This window comes from Enterovirga aerilata, from assembly GCF_013044135.1.
Classification (GTDB): domain Bacteria; phylum Pseudomonadota; class Alphaproteobacteria; order Rhizobiales; family Beijerinckiaceae; genus Enterovirga; species Enterovirga aerilata.
The window spans coordinates 274,531-294,059 of record NZ_JABEPP010000001.1; the positions used below are offsets into that span (position 1 = coordinate 274,531).

Below are 19,529 nucleotides of genomic sequence, written 5' to 3' on the forward strand. Positions count from 1 at the left end.
TCATATAGCATTGCGGCCCCGTCTTGTTGAGGGGCGGGCCTCCGGGTCGCGATCCTTCCCGGACGGGCCGGCGTCAGGGGCATTCCTTCCTGGCGCGGTCCAGCGCCTGGGCGAAGCCGGCGAGAGAATAGCGGTCGCTCGTCTTGTTGCCGCGGGCCGAGGTGACCGAGACGGTCATGGCCTGCCCGCGCGCCATCGCGGCGATGGCCTGAGGCTCGTCGGCCGGATTCTTGATCCAGGCGTTCTGCGCCTTGGTGACGAGGGCATAGGAGCTGTTGCCGACCGCCAGGGAGGCCTCGCCGCCCTCGCGGGTGTTGAAGCCGAGGACGGACGCGACCTCGTTGCGGACGTTCTCGGCCGGCCGGAACGAGACGAAGAGATAGGCCGGCGTGTCCTTGAGGTTCGCCGGGCTGCGCGATTTCGGCTGGGACAGCGCGTAGCAGATCTTCGCGCGGCCGGTCTGCGCCGTATAGGCGCTCCAGTCGGTGAAGGTGGCCACCAGGGTCGCCTGGCCGCCGCCCGGCGCCTGCGCCGCCGCGGCGGGACGCTGCGCCCGCTGGGCCGTCTGTCCCTGCGCGAGAGCGGGCGCGGCGAGCGCGAGGCAGAGCGCCGGGAGGACCAGGGGCAGACGAGTCATGGACGGGACCGGTTCAACTTTTCGTTAAGCTAGGCCGGACAGGGTTAACAAACACGAAACGGGGCGGAATTGCGGTCCCTGGCCGGCCCGGCACCGGTCACCCGAGCCGCTGCTCGGGCCGCGCCTCGCCGAAGGGGCGGCCGACCCGGATTCCACCGCCGACCATCGGATAGGCGGCCTCGACCAGATAGGGCCCGCCGCCGACGGTGTCGCGGGCCGAGAAGAGCACGAAGCGCTCGGCCGTGAAGCTCAGCTTCGGGAAATGGCCGCGCATGGCGATGAAGCCGGCGACCTCGCCTGCGGAGGCGTCCCGCAGCCGCGCCAGCGTGACGTGGGGCGTGTACTTGCGGGATTCGGGCTCGAGCCCGACGCGCCGCATCAGCCGCTCCTGGTCGGCCTGGAGCTTGGTGAGCTCCGGCGTCGGCGCGACGCGGGCAAGGAGCGCCCGCGGCCGCGACCCGCCGAAGGTCGAGAGCGCGTCGAGCGTGATGCGGATCGGCGCGCGCGGCCGCTCCTCCGCCAGCATGGAGGCGATGTCCCGCGCGATCCCATGGTCGACATCGCCGATGAAGCGCAGCGTGATGTGGTAGTTCGCGGGATCGGCCCAGCGCGCGCCGGGGAGCCCGCCGCGATAGAGCGCGAGCTCGGCGCCGATCTCGGGCGGGATCTCGAGGCCGGTGAAAAGGCGTGGCATCGGCATCCCTCCAAATCAGCGACTCGGGAATTGTCGCGGCCGCGCGCGCGGCCGCAAGGGCCGGATGCCCGTCGATCAACAGCCCGTTTGGGAGCGGCTCAGCGGCCCGGGGCGAGATCGGGCTTCGCTGCCGCGATATCGTCGCCTCGGAGCACGCGCCCGCTCGCCGTCGTCACGAAGGGACCGCGCGCATCCGCCGGCAGGCCACCCTGCGCGAAGTCGAGCGCCTCGCGCAGCGTGGCGAATTTCTGGCTCGCCTCGCCCCAGGACAGGTCGGCCGACGCGTTCTCGCCCCGGATCCAGTGGACCTCGGCCGGCTCGTCGAAATTCAGGTCGTCGGGCATTCTGACCTCCCGCCTCTTCGCAGCGTGAACGTCCGACGGCTTCCCGGGTTCGCTAGCCCCGCTCCCCGATGCGCGCGAGAAAGCTCTCCACGGTCGGCAGAATGCGCTCCACGATGACCTTCACGCCCTCCGCCGACGGATGCATCCCGTCCGGGAGCTGCAGCCGCGCCTCGCCCGCGACGCCGTCGAGGAAGAACGGGTAGAGGACGAGGCCGTGCGTCTTGGCGAGTTCGGGATAGATGGCGTCGAACCGGCGGGCATAGTCGGGCCCGAGATTGCGGGCGGCCAGCATCCCGGCGAGCAGGACCGGGATTTTCCGCTCCTTCAGGCGCGCGATGATCGCATCGAGCGCCCGGCGCGTCACGGCGGGGTCGATGCCCCGCAGCATGTCGTTCGCCCCGAGTTCGAGGATGACGCCGTCCGTCCCGTCCGGAACCGACCAGTCGAGCCGTTCGAGCCCGCCCGTCGCGGTGTCCCCGGAGACGCCGGCATTGGCGATCTCGACCTTGTGACCGCGCGCCTTGAGAGCCGCCTCGAGCACGGCGGGGAAGGCCGCGGCCTGCGGCAGGTTGTAGCCCGCGGTGAGCGAATCCCCGAGCGCCACGAGCCTGATCACGCCGTCTGGCGCGGCCCTTGCGGGCGCGCATCCGAGCCATGCGAGGGCGAGCAGCAGGCCCGTGACGTAGGCGCGCCATTTGCCGGCGGCGCGGAGCGACCCATATGTGCGGCTGCTGGACGCCAGCGCCATCTGCAACTCTCCCTGGGAACGGGGGCTGAGATCGGGTCTCCGTGCATGCCAGGCAAGATCATCGAGCTCGAGGATGTCCAGCTCAGCCTCGGGGACGGGGCGGCGCGCGTCGAGGTCCTGAAGGGGATCAGCCTGACGGTCGAGCCCGGCGAGGCGGTCGGTCTCGTCGGGCCCTCCGGCTCCGGGAAATCCACGCTCCTCATGGTGATGGCCGGGCTGGAACGGCCGGACCGCGGCCGCGTCGTCCTTGACGGCGCGGAGCTGACCGGTCTCGGCGAGGACGAGCTCGCCCGGGTGCGCGGCCGCCGCATCGGCATCGTCTTCCAGTCCTTCCACCTCGTGCCGACCATGACGGCGCTGGAGAACGTGGCGCTGCCGCTCGAACTCGCGGGGCGCGATGGGGCCTTCGCCCGCGCGAAAGCCGAGCTCGAGACGGTCGGGCTCGGGGCGCGGCTGCACCATTATCCGGCGCAGCTCTCGGGCGGCGAGCAGCAGCGGGTCGCGATCGCCCGGGCGCTCGCGCCGGACCCGGCGATCGTCGTGGCCGACGAGCCGACCGGCAACCTCGACGAGACGACCGGGCGGGGCGTGGCGGACCTGCTTTTCGGGCTGAAGCGCGAGCGCGGGACGACGCTCGTCCTGGTCACGCACGACCCTTCGCTCGCCGCCCGCTGCGACCGTACGGTCCGGCTCCGGGCGGGGCGCATCGCCGAGCCCGTCCCGGCGGCGGAGATCTGAGCCCGCATGCACGGCACGATCCCGGCCGCCTCCTCGCCCGCCCGCAGGGCCGGGCTTCCGCTCGTCCTGCGCCTCGCGCTGCGCGAGCTCAGGGCCGGGCTTGCCGGCTTCTTCGTCTTCATCGCCTGCATCGCGCTCGGGGTCGGGGCGATCTCGGGCGTCGCCTCCATCGCCCGCTCCCTCGTGGAGGGCGTGGCGAGCCAGGGCCGCACGATTCTCGGCGGGGACGCGACCTTCGCGCTCATCCAGCGGGAAGCCACGCCCGAGGAGCGCGCCGCGCTCGCGGCCCGGGGAAGCGTCGCGACCGTCGCGACGCTCCGGGCCATGGCCGTCACGGCGGATGGCGCCGCGCTCGTCGAAGCGAAGGCGGTCGATGCGAGCTATCCGACCCGCGGCACGCTCGAGACGGATCCGCCCGTCGCCGTGGCGGAGCTCCTGGCCGAGCGGGACGGCGCCTGGGGCGCCGTCGCCGATCCCGTTCTGTTCGAGCGGCTGGACTTGAAGCCCGGGGCCCGGGTCACGATCGGCACCGCGGCATTCGAGCTGCGGGCCCGTCTCGTGTCGGAGCCCGACAAGATCGCGAACGGGATCGGGTTCGGGCCGCGTCTCATCATGTCCCAGGACGCCCTGCGCGCGAGCGGTCTCCTGCAGCCGGGCAGCCTGGTGCGCTGGAGCTATCGGGTGTCGCTGCCGCCGGGCCGGGATACGGACGAGGACCTCTCCGCCGCGGTGGAAGCCGTCGCGAAGGCCGTGCCGGAGGCGGGCTGGGACGTGCGCACCCGCCTCAACGCCGATCCCCGCTTCACCAACAACATCCTGCGCTTCTCGCAATTCCTGACCCTGGTGGGCCTGACCGCGCTGCTCGTCGGCGGGGTCGGGGTCGCGAACGCCGTGACCGCCTTCGTGGACCGGAAGCGCAATTCGGTCGGTATCCTGAAGAGCCTCGGCGCGACGGGCGGGACCGTGATCGCGGTCTTCCTCGTCCAGGTCATGGCGATCGCGCTGATCGGGATCGCGCTCGGGCTGGCGGTCGGGGCTGCGCTCCTCTTCGGCACGGCGGCGCTCGCCGGCTCGGTCCTGCCGCTCCCGATCACGCCGACGCTGGCGCCGGCCGATCTGGCCACGGCCGTGCTGTACGGGCTTCTGACCGCGCTCGCCTTCTCGATCCTGCCCCTCGGCCGGGCGCACGACATTTCGGTCTCCGGCCTCTTCCGGGACCGGATCGCACCCGACCGGCGCTGGCCGCGCCCCCGCTACATGGTCGCGGCGGCGGTGGCCGGGCTTGCCCTGACGGGGCTCGCCGTCCTGGCCGCGCAGGACCGCCGCGTCGCGCTGATCTTCGTCGGGGCGGCGCTCTTCGCCTTCGTCCTGCTCCGCCTCGTGGCGGAGGGCGTGATGGCGGCGGCCCGCCGCCTGCCGCATCCGCGCCATCCCTCGGCGCGGCTCGCGCTCGCGAATCTGCATCGCCCGGGCGCGCTCACGCCCTCGCTCGTCCTCTCGCTCGGACTCGGCATCGCGCTCCTGGTCACGATCGCCGTGATCGACCGCAATCTCAGCCGCGAGCTGAATTCGACGCTGCCGGAACGCGCGCCGAACTTCTTCTTCATCGACGTGCCGAGCACCGAGACGGAGGCCTTCGGCCGCTTCCTGGCCGAGAAGGCGCCCGGCGCGGCGCTGGAGGCGGTGCCGATGATGCGCGGACGGCTGACGAGCCTGAAGGGCGTGCCGGTCGGCGAGGTCAAGGCCGCGCAGGAGGTCGCCTGGGTGCTCGACGGCGATCGGGGCATTACCTATTCCCGGGCGCTGCCGGAGGGCAGCTCGCTCGTCGCCGGCGAGTGGTGGCCGGCCGACTATCGCGGCCCGCCGCTCGTCTCCTTCGACGCGCAGGTGGCGGAGGGGCTCGGGCTCGCCATAGGCGACAGCGTCACGGTCAACGTGCTCGGGCGCAGCCTCACGGCCCGGATCGCGAATCTGCGCAAGGTCGATTGGCGGCGGCTCGGCATCAACTTCGTCATGGTGTTCTCGCCCAACACCTTCACGGGCGCTCCGCACACCGAGCTCATGACCATCACGCTGCCGCGCGGCGCCGACCCGGCGCTGGAGCCCCGGCTCCTGCGCGACGTCGCCCGCGCCTTCCCGAGCGTCACGAGCGTGCGGGTGAAGGACGCGCTCGAGGCCTTCAACGAGATCGTCGGCCAGCTTCTCTTCGCGATCCGCATCGCGAGCTCGGTCGCGCTGCTCGCGAGCGTGCTGGTGCTCGCCGGCGCGCTTGCGGCCGGGCACCGGGCGCGCGTCTACGACGCCGTGATCCTGAAGACCCTCGGCGCGACCCGGCCGAAGCTCGTCCTGGCCTATGCGATCGAATACGGCGCGCTCGGGCTTGCGACCGCCCTGTTCGGCCTCGTGGCCGGGAGCGCGGCGGCGTTCTTCGTGATCACGCGCGTCATGAAGCTCGGCTTCTCGCCGGATCTCGGCCCGGCCGCGGCCTGGGCGCTCGCGGCCGTATTCGTCGCGGTCGGGCTCGGTCTTGCGGGCACCTGGCGCATCCTGGGCCAGAAACCGGCCCGCTACCTGCGCAGCAGCGAATAGCGAATCGGTAACCCTGCCGCGCATCGGACGGAGGGGCGCGGCATGCGACGCAGGTCGTAACGGCGGCAAAGCTTGGCCGCCTCTTGCCGGCAACTCTGCTTCCCCCCATATTCGCTGCATCGCCGGAGGTCCGGCGGAGGAGGGTGCGTGAAATCCTCCCGAGAACAAACACGCTGAGAGCCATCCAGAGGACGACTCCCATGCCTTCCTTTATCCCGAACCAGGCCGGCTACGGCGCGGGGTTCGCCCGCACGACCGCCGAGGTCGATCAGGGCCTCCGGGCCTTCATGCTCGGCGTCTACAACAACATGGTGCTCGGGCTTGCCGTGTCAGCGCTCGTCGCGCTGGGCATCAACATGCTCGCCGTGACCACCGATGCCAGCCAGGCCGTGGCCCGGATGAACGGCCAGTACCTGACCGCCTTCGGCCGCACCCTCTACGGCACGCCCCTGATGTGGGTGATCGCGCTCGCGCCGCTCGCCTTCATCTTCTTCTTCAGCTTCCGGCTGGACAAGATGTCGGCGGCGACCGCGCGGACGACCTTCCTGGCCTTCGCGGCCGTGATGGGCGCCTCGCTCTCGACGATCCTGCTCCGCTACACCGGCGCGAGCGTCGTGCAGACGTTCTTCGTCACGGCGGCGGCCTTCGGCGGGCTGAGCCTGTGGGGCTACACCACGCAGCGTTCGCTGTCGGGGATGGGCTCCTTCCTAATGATGGGCCTGATCGGCCTCATCCTGGCCTCGCTGGTCAACATCTTCCTGGCTTCGAGCGCGCTTCAGTTCGCGATCTCGGCGATCGGCGTGCTGATCTTCGCAGGCCTCACCGCCTACGACACGCAGAAGCTGAAGGAGATGTACCTCTACGGCAACTATGACGGCGAGACCGCCGCCAAGGTGTCCGTCTATGGCGCCCTGACGCTCTATCTCGACTTCATCAACATGTTCCAGTTCCTGCTCGCCTTCATGGGCAACCGGAACGAGTAAGTACGGCCGCAAGGCCGGACCTCCAGAACCCCGGCGAAAGCCGGGGTTTTTCTTTGTCCAGAGGGCAGGGGCCCTTCCATCGCGAGGACATCACCTTGGCCACCGCCGTGCGCCTGCGCCATCCGCAATCCGGGATCGTCAAGACGGGCTATTACGGCTTCAGCTGGACGTCGTTCTTCTTCGGCGGCTTCCCGGCCCTGATGCGCGGCGACGTCTGGGTCGGCCTGGCGATCCTCGCCGGATCGCTCGTCGCCTCCGCCTTCTCGGCGGGGCTGCTCTGGTTCGTGGTCGGCCTCGTCTGGGCCTTCATCTACAACCGCCGCTACACGCTCGGCCTGCTCGAGCAGGGCTACGTCTTCGACGACGACCCTCGCCGCGTGGCGGACGCGAAGCGCGCGCTCGGCGTCGCCTGACCCTCTCTCGCGCCGCCTCAGTTCGCGACGACGCGCAGAGGCTCCAGTACGCGCAGCACGCGGTCGAGCTCGTGGCCGCGCTTCAGGATGCGGCCCCCGGCCGCGATCACGGAATAGGCGCCCTGGCGGCGGGCGAGAGCCGGCTCCTTGACGATGCGGTAGAGCGGCATCTCGGAGGAGCGTCGGAATACCGAGAACACGGCCCGCTCCCGCTCGAAATCCATCGCGTAGTCGCGCCACTCGCCCTCGGCGACCATGCGGCCGTAGAGGTTCAGGATCTGGCGCAGCTCGTCTCGGTTGAAGGTGACTTCCGCCTTCGGCGCGGCGGCCGGAAAGGGCACGATATGCGCCCCGCCGCCGCGCATCATCTCCGCCTGCTCGCCCTCGTTCATCACGCCTCCACCGAGCCGGGGCCGTCACCAGCCTGTCACGGGATGATGGGCCGCGCCCGGCCCGGGCGCAAGCCGCCATGCCGGGCAGGCGCCGGGGTTCAGGCGGGCTCCACCACCAGCGTCGCCCCGTCGAGGCGGGAGACCCGGATCTCGGCTCCGGCCGGCAGATCGGGGCCGACCACCCGCCACACCGTGTCGTCCAGGCGGATCCGGCCCTCGCCCGCCACGATCGGCTCGTCCAGCCGGAAGCGGCGGCCGACAAGCGCCTCGCCGCGCCGGTTGAGGGCCGGACCGTCGGCGCCGCCCCCACGTCGCGTCAGCGCCCGCCCGGTCAGGACGGAGGCGAGCGACAATGCGGCGAAGGCCACGAAGGCCGCCTGCCAGGACAGGCCGAGCCCGTAATCGAGCAGGCCCGTCAGGACGGCGGCGATCCCGAGCCAGAAGAGGAAGACGCCGGGGGCGAGCGTCTCGAGCCCGATGAGGACGAGGCCCAGGATCAGCCAGGTCCAGGGCTGAAGATCGCCCGCACCCCACATCGGTCAGCCCGCGTTCGGGGGCGGGGAGGAGGGCGGCAGGCTCCGGCCCGCCCGGGGCCTGCTGTCGCCCGAAGAAGCGGCGCCGTCGCCGAAGACGGCGCGGGTGATCTCGGCGATGCCGCCGAGCGTCCCGGCCAGGGCCGCGGCCTCGATCGGCACGACGACCACCTTCTGGTTGGGCGCCGTCGCGATCGCCTTGACGGCGTCGACGTATTTCTCGGCGACGAGGAAGTTCGCGCCTGCGATGTCGCCCCGCCCGATCGCCTCGGACACCATGGCGGTGGCCTTGGCCTCGGCTTCCGCCAGCCGCTCGCGGGCTTCGGCATCGCGGAAGGCCGCTTCCTTGCGGCCCTCGGCGGCCAGGATCTGGGCCTGCTTCTGCCCCTCCGCGCGCAGGACCTCCGCCTGCCGCAGGCCCTCCGCCTCGAGCACCGCGGCGCGCTTCTCGCGCTCGGCCTTCATCTGCCGGGCCATGGCGCCCGCAAGGTCGGCCGGCGGCAGGATGTCCTTGATCTCGATGCGGGTCACCTTGACGCCCCAGGGGGAGGCGGCCGCATCCATCACGCGGAGCAGCCGCTCGTTGATCTCGTCCCGGTGCGACAGAAGCTGGTCGAGATCCATGGAGCCCACGACCGTGCGGATGTTGGTCATGGTCAGGACGAGGAGCGCCTGCTGCAGGTCGGCCACCTCGTAGGAGGCGCGCGGGGCGTCGAGCACCTGGTAGAAGGCCGCCGCGTCGATCCTCACCCCGGCATTGTCGCGCGTGAACGCCTCCTGGCTCGGCACGTCGAGCACCTGCTCCATGATGTTCACCTTGTGCCCGATGCGCTCGATATACGGCACGATGAGGCCCAGCCCCGCCCCGAGCGAGCGCGAGAACTTCCCGAACCGCTCGACCGTATAGACATAGCCCTGGGGCACCGTCCTGACGCCCGCCGCAATCGTCACGATCACAAGAAGGACCAGGACGATGACGAAGACGTTCAATCCGAGCGAGACCTGCGTCACGAAGCTCCCTCCCGGGGCGATTCGCGGCCCTCGGCGCAGCCCTTCGTAGCGCAGGCTCCGTTTCCGTCCGGTTTCTCATACGGGCGGGTCCCGGCCGCATGGGGGAGCCCTTTGCGCCGGAACGCGTTGTCGCGCCGAATCACGCACGGAGACGCGCCATGGCTGCCAGACAGACGCCGGCCCAGAAGGAGACGGTCGAGCGCGTCATCCACGAGTTCAAGCATGGCGAGCTCAGGATCCGGGGGAACGGCCCCAAGGTGAAGAACCCGAAACAGGCGATCGCGATCGCGCTGCGCGAGGCGGGCGCCTCGAACCAGGAAAGCCCGAAGAAGAACAGGCAGAGCCTTGCCCGCAGCAAGGCCAAGGAGCGCCGCGGCGAGACGGCGAAGGACGCGGCCGAGGGCGGCAAGAGCGCGAAGTCTGCGGCCGGCGAGACGAAGGCCGCACTCTACGAGCAGGCCAGGAAGAAGGATATTCCCGGGCGCTCGAAGATGAGCAAGGACGAACTCGCCCGCGCGCTGCATCGCTGAACCGCGCAGATCGGCCGGCCGGGCCTTGGATCTGGCCCATGCCCGGCATGGCGTAAATCGAAATCATCCGAAGCATCTGGCGGGCTTAAGCCGCGGTTCAGCCACATAGGACAGGTTGAAGTGCTGCCGCCCGCTCGTCACGCGCGCGTTTTTTCAAGGAGAGGATGGTGACGTCACCCTGGACGATCCTGCGCCGGACCGGCGCGGCCGCAATCCTGGCCGGTGTGTTCTCGACCGCGGCCTCCGCCGCGACCTGCCGCGATCCGGCCGGCTTCGACAAATGGCTGCAGGACATCCGGCGCGAGGCGATCGCGCAGGGCATCTCGCCCCGGGCCGTCGATGCGGGCCTGGCGGGCGTGACCTTCGATCCGGCCGTGATGCGCAAGGATCGCGGTCAGGGGGCGTTCCGGGTGCCGTTCGAGCAGTTCGTGAAGACGCGCGTCACGGCGGGCCGGGTCGCCAAGGCGGCCCAGCAGCTCCGCCAGCGGGCGGCGCTCTTCCGCTCCATCGAGCAGCGCTTCGGCGTGCCGGGCCCCATCCTCGCCGCGATCTGGGCCATGGAGACGGATTTCGGCGCCGTCCAGGGCAACATGCCGGTCGTCCGCTCGGTGGCGACGCTCGCCTATGATTGCCGCCGCACCGAGCGCTTCACGAACGAGCTCTTCGCGGCGCTCCGGGTCATCGACCGCGGCGACCTCACGCCGGCGCAGATGAAGGGCGCCTGGGCGGGCGAGATCGGCCAGACCCAGTTCATGATCTCGAACTACTACAAATACGCGGTCGATTTCGACGGCGACGGCCATCCGGACCTGATCCGGAGCGTGCCGGACGTGCTCGCTTCCACGGCGAACTACCTGAAGGGCCACGGCTGGCAGCGCGGCGCAGGCTGGAATCCGGGCCAGCCGAACTTCGCGGTCATCCGCGAGTGGAACAAGTCGGAGAACTACGCCCGCGCGATCGCGCTCTTCGCCAGCAAGCTCGCGGGCGCGGAGGATTGAGGACGCGCAGGACGATCAGGGAGTCCTGCCCGCCTCCTCCACCGTCCGATGGAGATGCTGGACGAGCGCGTCGTCCAGTTTGAGTCGCGCGGCCAGCATGGCGAGGTAGCCGCGCTCGGCCGCGTTGTCGACGTCGATGGCGAGGAGCGAGGCCGCATAGATCTCCGCCGCCTCCTCCGGGTTGCGCGCGCCGCGCGCGACCGCATCGACATCGAGCGGCGCCCGCAGCTCGTCCATCACGAAGGCCTTGTCGTCGGAATCGAGATCGAGCTTGTCCATGGCCCCGAAGATGTTCGCCTGCTCGGCGGCGTCGATATGGCCGTCCGCCTTCGCGGCCGCGATCATGGCCCGGAGGAGCGCCCGGCTGAGATCCTGCTGCTCCTCCTCGCCCGCCGGGTTGAACGGCGTGCCCGGGGGAGGCGGCGCGAGGCCGGCCGCCGCCTGGGCAGGCTGGCCCCAGGGGCTCTGCCCCGGCTGCGGGATGAAGCCGCCGCGCGCGGATCCAGGACCCATGCCGGCGGCGCGCGCGCCCTGGCCCGCCTGCCAGTCCTGGTAGGCCCGATAGGCGAGCGAGCCGATCAGGGCGAGACCGCCGAGCTTCGCGGCCGAGCCGCCGAGCTTCCGCCCTTTCTTGGAGCCGAGCAGGATGCTCGCGAGGCCGCCGGCCAGCGCGCCCGAGCCGCCGCCGCCGAGCTGCCGGGCGAGGCTGTCGAGCGGCGAGCCGCCGCCATGACCGCCGAACCCGCCGCCATGGCCGCGGTCGTAGCCGCGCCCGTGCTGGCCGAGCGATCGTCCGACCTGGCTTGCGATGAGCTGCCCCAGGAGGCGCTTGGCGTCGAACATCGGGTTCCCTGTCTCCTGCCGGCCGGGCCGGCCTGGAGGTCAGGTGGGGACGCTGCCGCCGGACGCCAATGCTTCAGCGCGGCGCCGTGACCCGGATCGGGCCGAAGCGACAGGCCTCCCGGTCCACCTGCGGGCAGCGCCGGAAGCCCGACAGGTCCTTCTCCAGGCAGATGCGGACCTCCCGCAGCTCGCCGCGGCGGCAGGTCACGGCCATCATGTCGGGCCGCAGCCCCGGATTGACCTCCGCAAAGGCGCGTTCGACGCTGGCGCCGGTCGTCTGCCCGTCCCGGGAAAGGCTCTGGAGCGGGTCGGGGATGCGGACCATCTCGCGCGCCCGGCGCACGGCCCGGAAATAGGAGCCGGGATCGAGGCCCGAGCAGGTGCCGTGCCTGCGCCATTGGTGACGCGCGAGCCCGGCATCCGGGAAGATGTCCGACGTCTCCTCGACCACGTAGCGCGGGGGGGGGCGGCTGTCGCATTCCGTCGGGTAGCCGCGCTCGTATTGCGGCCAGAGGCCGTGCACCACGAAGCCGAGCCGGCGTCCGGGATCGCATTGCCGCGAGCCGCGGGCGGCTCCGGTCGCCTCGCAGAAGGCCGGCGACCAGCTCAGCGCCAGGACATAGAAGTCGAAATCTCCCGGCCGTCCGCGCTCCTGCGCGAGGGTCGGACCGGCCGGGAGAAGAAGCGCGACGAGGCCGGCGAGGGCGGCTCCGAGGCGCCTCCGCATCAGGGCCGCGCCATCCGGCAGGCGGGTGCGAAGGCCCAGTTGCGGTCGAGCCCCTGGACGCAGAATTCGACGCCCCAGCCGTTGCCGAGAAAGTCCATGTCCTCGCGCACGGAATAGTCGACGCGGTGGCGGCGGCTGTTCGACAGCGTCGCGGTCGCCGTGCAGTAGCGGCGCGGGATCATGTCCAGCCCCCAGGGCTTGTAGGCGAGCGGGTGGATGCGCTCGTACTCGACGATGGTCAGGTCAGAGTTCCAGAACTGGGCTTCCTTCTCGGCGAACTGGTTCGCGACCCTGGCGAGCACGGCCGGGTCGCCGCAGAGAGGAAGCTCTCCCGTATAGGGCAGGACGCGCTTCTCGGCCGGCGTCAGCTCCCGGGCGCCCGGAGTTCCGGCGAGGGGAAGGAGGGCCGCGAGGCCGAGGACCAGGGCTGGCAGGTTGCGACGCATGGCGTCCCGGATGTTCGTGGCGACCCGCACACTTGGCCGCGAGGAGGCGGCCGGGTCAATGGCCGGGCCGCAACACTCGCCTCAGTAGATCGCGGTGCCGCGGTGAAGCTGGGGCTGGAGCACCAGGGGTGCCCCGGCGGGCCGGCCCGGCGCTCCGGCCGGCGGAGCGTAGGGATCGCGATGCGGGGCTGGAGCGGGGCCCCTGTAGGCCGGACCGTCCTGGCGCGGCGCCGCGGCGGCGCGGCTCGGCGCTGCCATCTCGTAGGCTGCCGCGCGGCTGGCGGGGGGCGGCGGCGAGGCGGCGGCCCGGCTCTGCGGGCCGGGGCCATGGCGCGGCAAGGCCTCCGAGACCGCGTAAGGATCCTCGCCCTCGTCCTCGATCTCCAGCGGCTCGGCCGGTTGCGGCAGCGGCCGGACCGCGGGCCTGGGCCGGGCGACCGGGACGTCGGCTGCGCGGTCGGGATCGAGCCGGGGCTCGAACTTGATCATCGGCTTGCAGACGCGCCGTCTGCCGCGCGGATCGTGCCGGGCGAGGTCCAGGTGGAAGTGGTTGTAGTGGTAGATGTCGGAGCCGGGGGCCAGCACCGTCGTGAAATGGCGGCATGCGCCCACGAAGGCCTCGCGGAGGAAGTCCTGCTCGTCCGGCGCGCCTTTCCAGCCCTTCTCCACGCTGATCGTGCGGCCGTCGGCGAGCTTGAAGGACATGATGTCGACCGCGTTGCCGAAGGCATGCTCGGAGAGCTTGGCGCCGACGCGGTTGTTGCGGCCGCGGCAGGAATAGGAGCCGGCCCGGATCTCGGCGACGCTCGTGCCGAAATAGAGCTCGGCCGCGGGCTGCACCGTGCCGTTCAGCCAGGCGTCGATCTCGGGGATGATGGGACAGCCGAGCGTCAGCCGGTTGGAGAGGCCGACCGTGCCGTCGGCCAGCGCGGCGACCTTGAACGGGTACGAGATGCCGCAGGCGCCCGGCCCGTCGATCTCGGATGCGCGCGACATATAGGCCGTGGGCGTGACGAGCTTCGCCGCAAGGCATGCTTCCTCGGCCTGGGTCCGCCAGGCTTCACGCTGCTCGAAGCCGAAGCGCCCACAGCCCACGAGCGCAACGCCGACGAGCGTCAGGGCCAGAAACGCAACGTAGCCACGACGCATTCCGATCAAATGCGGCGGGCGCGGTTAAGGGCGCTTCAACGGCTGCGGCGGGGCGCTGGCCCGAATCGGGGCAGCGTCATCTGGCGCCACCTTGCCGCCATGGGATAAGCCGTTCGCCCCTCCGCCTGCGGCCTCCCATGCTGTCCCTCGTCGATCTCCTTGCCCGAATCGGATCGGGCGCGCTCACGCCAGAGAGCGCCTTCCGGCTGACCCTGGAGGCGATCGCGATGCGCGAGGGCGAGATCGGCGCCTTCGCGCATCTCGACCGGGATGCGCGCCCATCCGGACGAGGCCCGCTCAACGGGATCGCGGTGGGCGTGAAGGACATCATCGACACGGCCGGCATGCCGACCGAGATGGGCTCGCCGATCTATGCCGGATGGCGGCCGAAAGCGGACGCGCCCGTCGTCTCCGCGCTGAAGCGCGCCGGCGCGACGGTGATCGGCAAGACGACGACGACCGCCTTCGCGTCCGTCGACCCGACCCGGACGCGCAACCCGCACGGGCTCTCGCACACGCCGGGCGGCTCCTCCGCGGGCTCCGCGGCCGCGGTCGGGGCCGGCATGGTCCCGCTCGCCGTCGGCACCCAGACCGGCGGCTCGGTCATCCGCCCGGCCGCCTATTGCGGCGCGGCCGCCATCAAGCCGTCCTTCCGCCTCCTGCCGACGGTCGGGGTGAAGTGCTTCGCCTGGACGCTCGATACGGTGGGGCTGTTCGCGGCCGGCACGGCCGACCTCGCCTTGGCGCTCGAACTCGTGAGCGGCCGGCCGATGCCGCTCGATCCGCCCGCGAGGCCGCGGATCGGCGTCGTCACGCAGGATTTCGCGGGCGAGCCCGAGCCCGCCGCGGCCGCGGCGTTGGAACGGGCCGCCCTCCTCCTCTCGCGAAGCGGGGCCGAGATCTGGGACGTGAAGCCCCCTTCCTCCTTCGCGGCCGCCTGGGCGGCGCACGGGACCATCCAGGATTTCGAGGCGAAGCACGCGCTCGCCTGGGAATACGACCACCACCGGGCCGAGATCGCGCCGCTGCTCGGCGAGGCGCTCGACAAGGCGCAGGCCATTCCGGCAGCGGCCTATGACGATGCGCGGCGGCTTGCGAACCGTGCCCGCCGGGACGCCAGGGAGCTGTTCGCCGAACTCGACGCCGTCGTCACCTACGCGGCTCCCGGTCCGGCCCCCGAAGGTTACGGCTCGACCGGCGACTCCCGCTACAACCGGCTCTGGACCCTGCTCGGGACCCCCTGCGTCAATGTCCCCGGGCTCGTCCGGGAGGGCGGGCTGCCCGTCGGCGTGCAGGTGATCGCGCCCTTCGCCCGCGACGGGGTCGCGCTCGCCCTCGCGCATCTCCTGGAGAGGGCACAGGCTGCCTCCTGAAACGCGCCGCAGCACGGTCGGACCCTGCGCCGCAGCATCGAAAGCCGCTGGCGCCGTGAAACCCGGGCTGTTAGCCTCGCGTTCAATACGGCGTCAGGCGAGGGGGCTAGCCATGGACGTTCTGCTGAGATCGCATTGGTGGGGCCGAATGCAGGCGGCGGCAGCCTGCGCCGCGCTCGGGCTACTGGGAGCCATCGTGCTCGGAGTGTTCTGATCCGAGCTCGTCCCGACCGGATGCCGGCGCCCGGCCGGTTGCCGGGCCGGTCGGGATCATGCCAAGCGGAGGCCATTTCGCGAGGCCTCCGTGACCGGACATCGACCTGACAACGTGCTGATCGGGCCCTGGGCGACGCCTTTCGGGGCCCCGCCCTTCGACCTGATCGACCGGGCGAGCTTCCGAGACGCCTTCGACCACGCCATCGCGGAGGATCGGCGCGAGGTCGACCTCATCACGAACGACCCGGCCGAGCCCAGCTTCGAGAACACCATCGTGGCTCTCGAACGGAGCGGGCGGCTGCTGAACCGGGTCTCCGCCACCTTCTTCAACCTGACGGGCGCGGATACCGACGACACCCTGAAGGCGATCGAGCGGGACATCGCGCCCGTACTCGCCAAGCACAACAGCTCGATCTACCTCAACGACGCGCTGTTCCGCCGCATCGACCTGCTGAAGGGGCGCCGGGACGAACTCGGGCTCGGCGAGGAGGAAGTCCGGCTCCTCGACAAGTGGCACAAGCTCTTCGTCCGCCAGGGGGCGGGGCGTCCTGCCGAGGTGCGGGCGCGGCTCGCCGAGATCGGGGAGCGGCTCGCCGTGCTCGGCACCCGCTTCGGCCAGAACGTGCTTGCGGACGAGCAGGCCTATACGCTCCGGCTCGAAACCGAGGAGGACCTCGCCGGCCTCCCCGACTTCATGGTCGCGGCGGCGCGGGAGGCCGCGGCCGAGCGCGGGCTCGACGGCCACGTCATCACGCTCTCGCGCTCCTCGATCGAGCCCTTTCTCCAGTACTGCGCGCGTCGCGACCTGCGGGAGAAGGCGTTCCGCGCCTGGATCGCGCGCGGGGAGGGCGGCGGAGAGACGGACAACCGCGCGATCATCGCCGAGATGGTGGAGTTGCGGGCCGAGCGGGCGCGCCTTCTCGGCTATGCGAGCTTCGCCCATTTCCGGCTCGACGACACGATGGCCGGCACGCCGGAGCGGGCGCTCGAGCTCCTGCGCTCCGTGTGGGGACCGGCGCGCGCGCTCGCGCTGCGCGAGGCGGCCGACCTGCAGAAGCTCGCCGATGCCGAGGGTGGCGGATTCCGCATCGCGCCCTGGGACTGGCGCTACTATGCCGAGCGTTTGCGCAAGGAGCGCTTCGCGCTCGATGCGGAGGGCGTGAAGCCCTATCTCCAGCTCGACCGCGTGATCGAGGCGGCCTTCGACTGCGCCGGCCGGCTGTTCGGCCTGAACTTCACCGAGCGCCGGGACGTCCCGACATATCACCCGGACGTGCGCGCCTTCGAGGTGACGGACCGCGAGGGCCGGCATGTCGGGCTGTTCCTCGGCGACTATTTCGCCCGGCCGTCCAAGCGCTCCGGCGCCTGGATGAGCGCGTTCCGCACGCAGTGGAAGCTCGACGGCGAGGTCCGGCCGATCATCGTCAACGTGATGAATTTCTCGAAGAGCGCCGGCGAGGAGCCGGCGCTCCTGTCCTTCGACGACGCCCGCACCCTGTTCCACGAATTCGGCCACGGGCTGCACGGCCTTCTCTCCGACGTGACCTATCCGTCGCTCGCGGGCACCGCCGTCCCGCGCGATTTCGTCGAGTTCCCGTCCCAGCTCTACGAGCATTGGCTGGAGCAGCCCGCCGTGCTGCGGCGCTACGCCCGCCATTACCGCACGGGCGAGCCGATGCCGGACAGCCTGATCGAGCGCGTTCTCGCCTCGCGCCAGTTCAACCAGGGCTTCGCGACCGTCGAGTATACCGCCTCCGCGCTCGTCGACATGGAGCTGCATCTCCTGCCCTCGGCGCACAACCTCGACGTCGTCGCGTTCGAGCGGGCGACGCTGGAGAGCCTCGGCATGCCGGAGCCGATCGCGATGCGGCACCGGACCCCGCATTTCGGGCACGTCTTCTCGGGCGAGGGCTATTCGGCCGCCTATTACAGCTATCTCTGGTCGGAGACCCTCGACGCGGACGGCTTCGCCGCCTTCGAGGAGGCCGGCGACATCTTCGATCCCGCGACGGCCGGCCGCCTGCGGCGCTACGTCTATTCGGCGGGCGACCTGCGCGATCCCGCGGAGGCCTACCGGGCCTTCCGCGGCCGGCTGCCCTCGCCCGAGGCCCTGATGCGCCAGCGCGGGCTGCTCGCGGTGGCGAGCGAGGCGGAGATGTAGCTCCGCCCCCGCGAGCGCCTACGCGACCGTGAGCGTCTTCTGGATGTTGCCCCTGGTCGCGTGGGAGTAGGGGCAGACGATATCCGCCCGCCGCACGAGGTCCTCGGCCCGGTCGCGATCGAGCCCCGGCAGCGTCACCGTGAGCGCGACCGTGATGCCGAAACCCTCTCCGTCGTCGCGCGGACCGATCCCGACCGCGGCCTCGACCTTCGCGTCGGCCGGAACCGGGATCTTGTCGCGGTTGCCGACGAAGCGCATCGCGCCGAGGAAGCAGGCCGAATAGCCGACCGCGAAGAGCTGCTCGGGATTCGTGCCCGGATTGCCGGCACCACCGAGCGCCTTCGGGGTCGTGAGCTTCAGGTCGAGGACCTTGTCGTCCGTCTGGGCCGAACCCTCGCGGCCGCCGCCCGTCGCGTGGCCATGTGCCGTGTAGAGAACCTTCACCATGACACTCTCCCGTGCGGGGCCGCTCGACCCTAATTAAATTGCGCGCAATACATCTAATCGACATTCCGATTGCGCGCAATCGATTTCCGCGCGAGAATCCGATCACGAACTCGGGAGCATCCGGTGCCTGCGCCGAACCGACCCATGCCGGTCGACATGCTGTGCTTTGCCGTCTACTCGGCGGCGCATGCCTTCAACCGCGCCTATCGGCCGCTTCTGGCGCGCCACGGCCTCACCTATCCGCAGTACCTTGTCCTGCTCCTGCTCTGGGCGGATGACGGGCAGACCGTGAGCGAGCTCGGCGCGCCGCTCTTTCTCGATTCCGGAACTCTCACGCCGCTCTTGCGGCGGCTGGAGAGCGCCGGCCATATCCGGCGCGAGCGCGACCGGGAGGACGAGCGCCAGGTGAGGATCCGGCTGACCGGCAGGGGTAGGGCGCTCGAGGCGGAGCTCGCGGATGTGCCGGCCGCGATCGGCTGCGCGGTCGGGATGCCGGCCGCGGAGCTGCGGGAGCTGACGGGCCGCATCCGGGAACTTGGGCGGACGCTGCGCGCCACCGCCGGATCGGAGATGGACGGGGACGGCGATGGCGCATGACCAGCTGAGGATGGACCGGGTCGCGGATGCGCCGCGCTGGAACCCGGTCGACAACCTGGCTCCGGACGGCTGGAAGCCGTGGCTCAGGCTCGGGCGCTACGACCGGCCGATCGGGTCCTGGCTCCTCATGTGGCCCTGCTGGTGGTCGGCGGCGCTCGCCGCCCAGGCCTCCGGCCGCCTCGAGCAGCTGCCGGCCCATCTGGCGCTCTTCTATGTCGGAGCCTTCGTCATGCGGGGCGCGGGCACGACCTGGAACGACATCCTCGACCGCAACATCGATGCTCGCGTCGAGCGGACGAAGCTGCGCCCGCTCGCCTCGGGGCAGATCGGAGTCAAGGCGGCGCTCGCCTTCGCGATCGTCCAGTCGCTGATCGGGCTGCTGGTCCTGCTCCAGTTCAACGCGTTCTCGATCGCGCTCGGCTGCCTCTCGCTCGTGCCGGTCGCGGTCTATCCGCTGATGAAGCGCTTCTTCGCGCTGCCGCAGGCCGTCTTCGGGCTCTGCTTCGCCTGGGGCGCGCTGATGGGCTGGGCCGCGGTCTTCGGCGCGCTCGCGGCGGCGCCGGTCCTCATGTACTGGGGCGCCTATTGCTGGTGCATCGGCTACGACACGGTGTACGGGCACCAGGACCAGCGCGACGACGCCATCATCGGCGTGCAGTCCACCTCGCGCACCTTCGGCCGCTGGAGCCGTGCCATCATCGCGGGGCTCTATGGCGCGGCGGTGCTGCTGATCGGGCTCGCCCTCTGGTCCGCGGGCGCCTCCTGGCCGGGCTATCTCGGCCTTGCGGCCTTCGCGGCTCATCTCGCCCAGCAGGTGGTGCGGCTCGATCCCGGCGACCCGCCCCTCTGCCTCCGCCTGTTCAGGTCGAATCGGGATGCCGGCGCGCTGCTGTTCCTGGGATTGCTGGCCGATGCGGCGATGAGGGGGTGAGCGGCAAGCCGCTCGCTGATGCCGGGCCG

The 19,529-nt window shown here is 71.2% G+C and carries 22 protein-coding genes; 10 read left to right on the top strand and 12 right to left on the bottom strand.

What is annotated here, in order from left to right:
* Positions 1 to 73: 73 nt before the first annotated feature.
* From HJG44_RS01330 to HJG44_RS01345, 4 genes are all read right to left on the bottom strand, one after another.
* On the bottom strand, positions 74 to 637 hold the full coding sequence (locus tag HJG44_RS01330) for an invasion associated locus B family protein (RefSeq protein ID WP_171216544.1): 564 nt from the start codon (positions 635 to 637) through the stop codon (positions 74 to 76).
* Between the two features lie 97 nt (positions 638 to 734).
* The gene (thpR, locus tag HJG44_RS01335) at positions 735 to 1,331 is read right to left on the bottom strand and encodes an RNA 2',3'-cyclic phosphodiesterase (RefSeq protein WP_171216545.1); all 597 of its coding nucleotides are present in this window, start codon (positions 1,329 to 1,331) and stop codon (positions 735 to 737) included.
* Positions 1,332 to 1,429: 98 nt separating this feature from the next.
* Positions 1,430 to 1,675: a hypothetical protein gene (locus tag HJG44_RS01340; protein WP_171216546.1), complete on the bottom strand. Its 246-nt coding sequence runs from the start codon at positions 1,673 to 1,675 to the stop codon at positions 1,430 to 1,432.
* Positions 1,676 to 1,727: 52 nt separating this feature from the next.
* Complete coding sequence (locus HJG44_RS01345) at positions 1,728 to 2,423, bottom strand: arylesterase (protein ID WP_171216547.1); 696 nt, start codon at positions 2,421 to 2,423, stop codon at positions 1,728 to 1,730.
* A 45-nt stretch (positions 2,424 to 2,468) separates the two neighbouring features.
* On the opposite strand from HJG44_RS01345, the gene HJG44_RS01350 reads away from it, so the two are divergent.
* The 4 genes from HJG44_RS01350 (at position 2,469) to HJG44_RS01365 (ending at position 7,146) form a co-directional block, all read left to right on the top strand.
* Positions 2,469 to 3,161 (top strand): ABC transporter ATP-binding protein, encoded by a 693-nt coding sequence (locus HJG44_RS01350; RefSeq protein ID WP_171216548.1) that lies wholly within the window; start codon positions 2,469 to 2,471, stop codon positions 3,159 to 3,161.
* 6 nt (positions 3,162 to 3,167) lie between these two features.
* A complete protein-coding gene (locus tag HJG44_RS01355; protein WP_171216549.1) occupies positions 3,168 to 5,750 on the top strand; it encodes an ABC transporter permease in 2,583 nt (860 codons plus the stop codon).
* Between the two features lie 200 nt (positions 5,751 to 5,950).
* Positions 5,951 to 6,733: a Bax inhibitor-1/YccA family protein gene (locus tag HJG44_RS01360; protein WP_171216550.1), complete on the top strand. Its 783-nt coding sequence runs from the start codon at positions 5,951 to 5,953 to the stop codon at positions 6,731 to 6,733.
* A gap of 95 nt (positions 6,734 to 6,828) precedes the next feature.
* Complete coding sequence (locus HJG44_RS01365; RefSeq protein WP_171216551.1) at positions 6,829 to 7,146, top strand: hypothetical protein; 318 nt, start codon at positions 6,829 to 6,831, stop codon at positions 7,144 to 7,146.
* Positions 7,147 to 7,163: 17 nt separating this feature from the next.
* Here the strand turns inward: HJG44_RS01365 and HJG44_RS01370 are convergent, their stop codons facing one another.
* From HJG44_RS01370 to HJG44_RS01380, 3 genes are all read right to left on the bottom strand, one after another.
* Complete coding sequence (locus tag HJG44_RS01370) at positions 7,164 to 7,538, bottom strand: DUF2794 domain-containing protein (RefSeq protein WP_171216552.1); 375 nt, start codon at positions 7,536 to 7,538, stop codon at positions 7,164 to 7,166.
* A 98-nt stretch (positions 7,539 to 7,636) separates the two neighbouring features.
* Complete coding sequence (locus HJG44_RS01375) at positions 7,637 to 8,074, bottom strand: NfeD family protein (protein ID WP_171216553.1); 438 nt, start codon at positions 8,072 to 8,074, stop codon at positions 7,637 to 7,639.
* Between the two features lie 3 nt (positions 8,075 to 8,077).
* Positions 8,078 to 9,082: an SPFH domain-containing protein gene (locus HJG44_RS01380; RefSeq protein ID WP_171216554.1), complete on the bottom strand. Its 1,005-nt coding sequence runs from the start codon at positions 9,080 to 9,082 to the stop codon at positions 8,078 to 8,080.
* A 158-nt stretch (positions 9,083 to 9,240) separates the two neighbouring features.
* On the opposite strand from HJG44_RS01380, the gene HJG44_RS01385 reads away from it, so the two are divergent.
* Together HJG44_RS01385 and HJG44_RS01390 are read left to right on the top strand one after the other, a co-directional pair.
* Complete coding sequence (locus tag HJG44_RS01385; protein WP_171216555.1) at positions 9,241 to 9,612, top strand: DUF6496 domain-containing protein; 372 nt, start codon at positions 9,241 to 9,243, stop codon at positions 9,610 to 9,612.
* Between the two features lie 164 nt (positions 9,613 to 9,776).
* On the top strand, positions 9,777 to 10,610 hold the full coding sequence (locus HJG44_RS01390; RefSeq protein WP_171216556.1) for a lytic murein transglycosylase: 834 nt from the start codon (positions 9,777 to 9,779) through the stop codon (positions 10,608 to 10,610).
* A 15-nt stretch (positions 10,611 to 10,625) separates the two neighbouring features.
* Here the strand turns inward: HJG44_RS01390 and HJG44_RS01395 are convergent, their stop codons facing one another.
* From HJG44_RS01395 to HJG44_RS01410, 4 genes are all read right to left on the bottom strand, one after another.
* Positions 10,626 to 11,453 carry a tellurite resistance TerB family protein gene (locus HJG44_RS01395; protein ID WP_171216557.1) on the bottom strand — a complete coding sequence of 276 codons (828 nt, stop codon included), beginning with the start codon at positions 11,451 to 11,453 and terminating at the stop codon, positions 10,626 to 10,628.
* 73 nt (positions 11,454 to 11,526) lie between these two features.
* Entirely contained in the window at positions 11,527 to 12,180 is a 654-nt protein-coding gene (locus HJG44_RS01400; protein ID WP_171216558.1) for a ribonuclease T2 family protein, read from the bottom strand.
* A complete protein-coding gene (locus HJG44_RS01405) occupies positions 12,180 to 12,626 on the bottom strand; it encodes a hypothetical protein (RefSeq protein ID WP_171216559.1) in 447 nt (148 codons plus the stop codon). The genes HJG44_RS01400 and HJG44_RS01405 overlap by 1 nt, the downstream gene beginning before the upstream one ends.
* Before the next feature lie 81 nt (positions 12,627 to 12,707).
* Positions 12,708 to 13,775: an extensin-like domain-containing protein gene (locus tag HJG44_RS01410; protein ID WP_171216560.1), complete on the bottom strand. Its 1,068-nt coding sequence runs from the start codon at positions 13,773 to 13,775 to the stop codon at positions 12,708 to 12,710.
* Between the two features lie 137 nt (positions 13,776 to 13,912).
* On the opposite strand from HJG44_RS01410, the gene HJG44_RS01415 reads away from it, so the two are divergent.
* On the top strand, positions 13,913 to 15,148 hold the full coding sequence (locus HJG44_RS01415) for an amidase (protein ID WP_171216561.1): 1,236 nt from the start codon (positions 13,913 to 13,915) through the stop codon (positions 15,146 to 15,148).
* Positions 15,149 to 15,452: 304 nt separating this feature from the next.
* Positions 15,453 to 17,525, top strand: a complete 2,073-nt coding sequence (locus HJG44_RS01420; protein ID WP_171216562.1) for a M3 family metallopeptidase — start codon at positions 15,453 to 15,455, stop codon at positions 17,523 to 17,525.
* Between the two features lie 18 nt (positions 17,526 to 17,543).
* On the opposite strand, the gene HJG44_RS01425 is transcribed toward HJG44_RS01420, so the two are convergent.
* Positions 17,544 to 17,969 carry an Ohr family peroxiredoxin gene (locus tag HJG44_RS01425; RefSeq protein ID WP_171217248.1) on the bottom strand — a complete coding sequence of 142 codons (426 nt, stop codon included), beginning with the start codon at positions 17,967 to 17,969 and terminating at the stop codon, positions 17,544 to 17,546.
* A gap of 147 nt (positions 17,970 to 18,116) precedes the next feature.
* Here HJG44_RS01425 and HJG44_RS01430 point away from each other — a divergent pair, with 147 nt between their 5' ends.
* Positions 18,117 to 18,569, top strand: a complete 453-nt coding sequence (locus tag HJG44_RS01430) for a MarR family winged helix-turn-helix transcriptional regulator (RefSeq protein ID WP_171217249.1) — start codon at positions 18,117 to 18,119, stop codon at positions 18,567 to 18,569.
* Complete coding sequence (gene ubiA / locus HJG44_RS01435; protein WP_171216563.1) at positions 18,559 to 19,500, top strand: 4-hydroxybenzoate octaprenyltransferase; 942 nt, start codon at positions 18,559 to 18,561, stop codon at positions 19,498 to 19,500. The genes HJG44_RS01430 and ubiA overlap by 11 nt, the downstream gene beginning before the upstream one ends.
* Positions 19,501 to 19,529: the final 29 nt, after the last annotated feature.

Excerpts from the sequence above, each read along its gene's own strand:
- HJG44_RS01330 (WP_171216544.1), bottom strand. The coding sequence starts at position 637 with ATGACTCGTCTGCCCCTGGTCCTCCCGGCGCTCTGCCTCGCGCTCGCC.
- thpR (WP_171216545.1), bottom strand. The coding sequence starts at position 1,331 with ATGCCACGCCTTTTCACCGGCCTCGAGATCCCGCCCGAGATCGGCGCC.
- HJG44_RS01340 (WP_171216546.1), bottom strand. The coding sequence starts at position 1,675 with ATGCCCGACGACCTGAATTTCGACGAGCCGGCCGAGGTCCACTGGATC.
- HJG44_RS01345 (WP_171216547.1), bottom strand. The coding sequence starts at position 2,423 with ATGGCGCTGGCGTCCAGCAGCCGCACATATGGGTCGCTCCGCGCCGCC.
- HJG44_RS01350 (WP_171216548.1), top strand. The coding sequence starts at position 2,469 with ATGCCAGGCAAGATCATCGAGCTCGAGGATGTCCAGCTCAGCCTCGGG.
- HJG44_RS01355 (WP_171216549.1), top strand. The coding sequence starts at position 3,168 with ATGCACGGCACGATCCCGGCCGCCTCCTCGCCCGCCCGCAGGGCCGGG.
- HJG44_RS01360 (WP_171216550.1), top strand. The coding sequence starts at position 5,951 with ATGCCTTCCTTTATCCCGAACCAGGCCGGCTACGGCGCGGGGTTCGCC.
- HJG44_RS01370 (WP_171216552.1), bottom strand. The coding sequence starts at position 7,538 with ATGAACGAGGGCGAGCAGGCGGAGATGATGCGCGGCGGCGGGGCGCAT.
- HJG44_RS01375 (WP_171216553.1), bottom strand. The coding sequence starts at position 8,074 with ATGTGGGGTGCGGGCGATCTTCAGCCCTGGACCTGGCTGATCCTGGGC.
- HJG44_RS01385 (WP_171216555.1), top strand. The coding sequence starts at position 9,241 with ATGGCTGCCAGACAGACGCCGGCCCAGAAGGAGACGGTCGAGCGCGTC.
- HJG44_RS01390 (WP_171216556.1), top strand. The coding sequence starts at position 9,777 with ATGGTGACGTCACCCTGGACGATCCTGCGCCGGACCGGCGCGGCCGCA.
- HJG44_RS01395 (WP_171216557.1), bottom strand. The coding sequence starts at position 11,453 with ATGTTCGACGCCAAGCGCCTCCTGGGGCAGCTCATCGCAAGCCAGGTC.
- HJG44_RS01400 (WP_171216558.1), bottom strand. The coding sequence starts at position 12,180 with ATGCGGAGGCGCCTCGGAGCCGCCCTCGCCGGCCTCGTCGCGCTTCTT.
- HJG44_RS01405 (WP_171216559.1), bottom strand. The coding sequence starts at position 12,626 with ATGCGTCGCAACCTGCCAGCCCTGGTCCTCGGCCTCGCGGCCCTCCTT.
- HJG44_RS01410 (WP_171216560.1), bottom strand. The coding sequence starts at position 13,775 with ATGCGTCGTGGCTACGTTGCGTTTCTGGCCCTGACGCTCGTCGGCGTT.
- HJG44_RS01415 (WP_171216561.1), top strand. The coding sequence starts at position 13,913 with ATGCTGTCCCTCGTCGATCTCCTTGCCCGAATCGGATCGGGCGCGCTC.
- HJG44_RS01430 (WP_171217249.1), top strand. The coding sequence starts at position 18,117 with ATGCCGGTCGACATGCTGTGCTTTGCCGTCTACTCGGCGGCGCATGCC.
- ubiA (WP_171216563.1), top strand. The coding sequence starts at position 18,559 with ATGGCGCATGACCAGCTGAGGATGGACCGGGTCGCGGATGCGCCGCGC.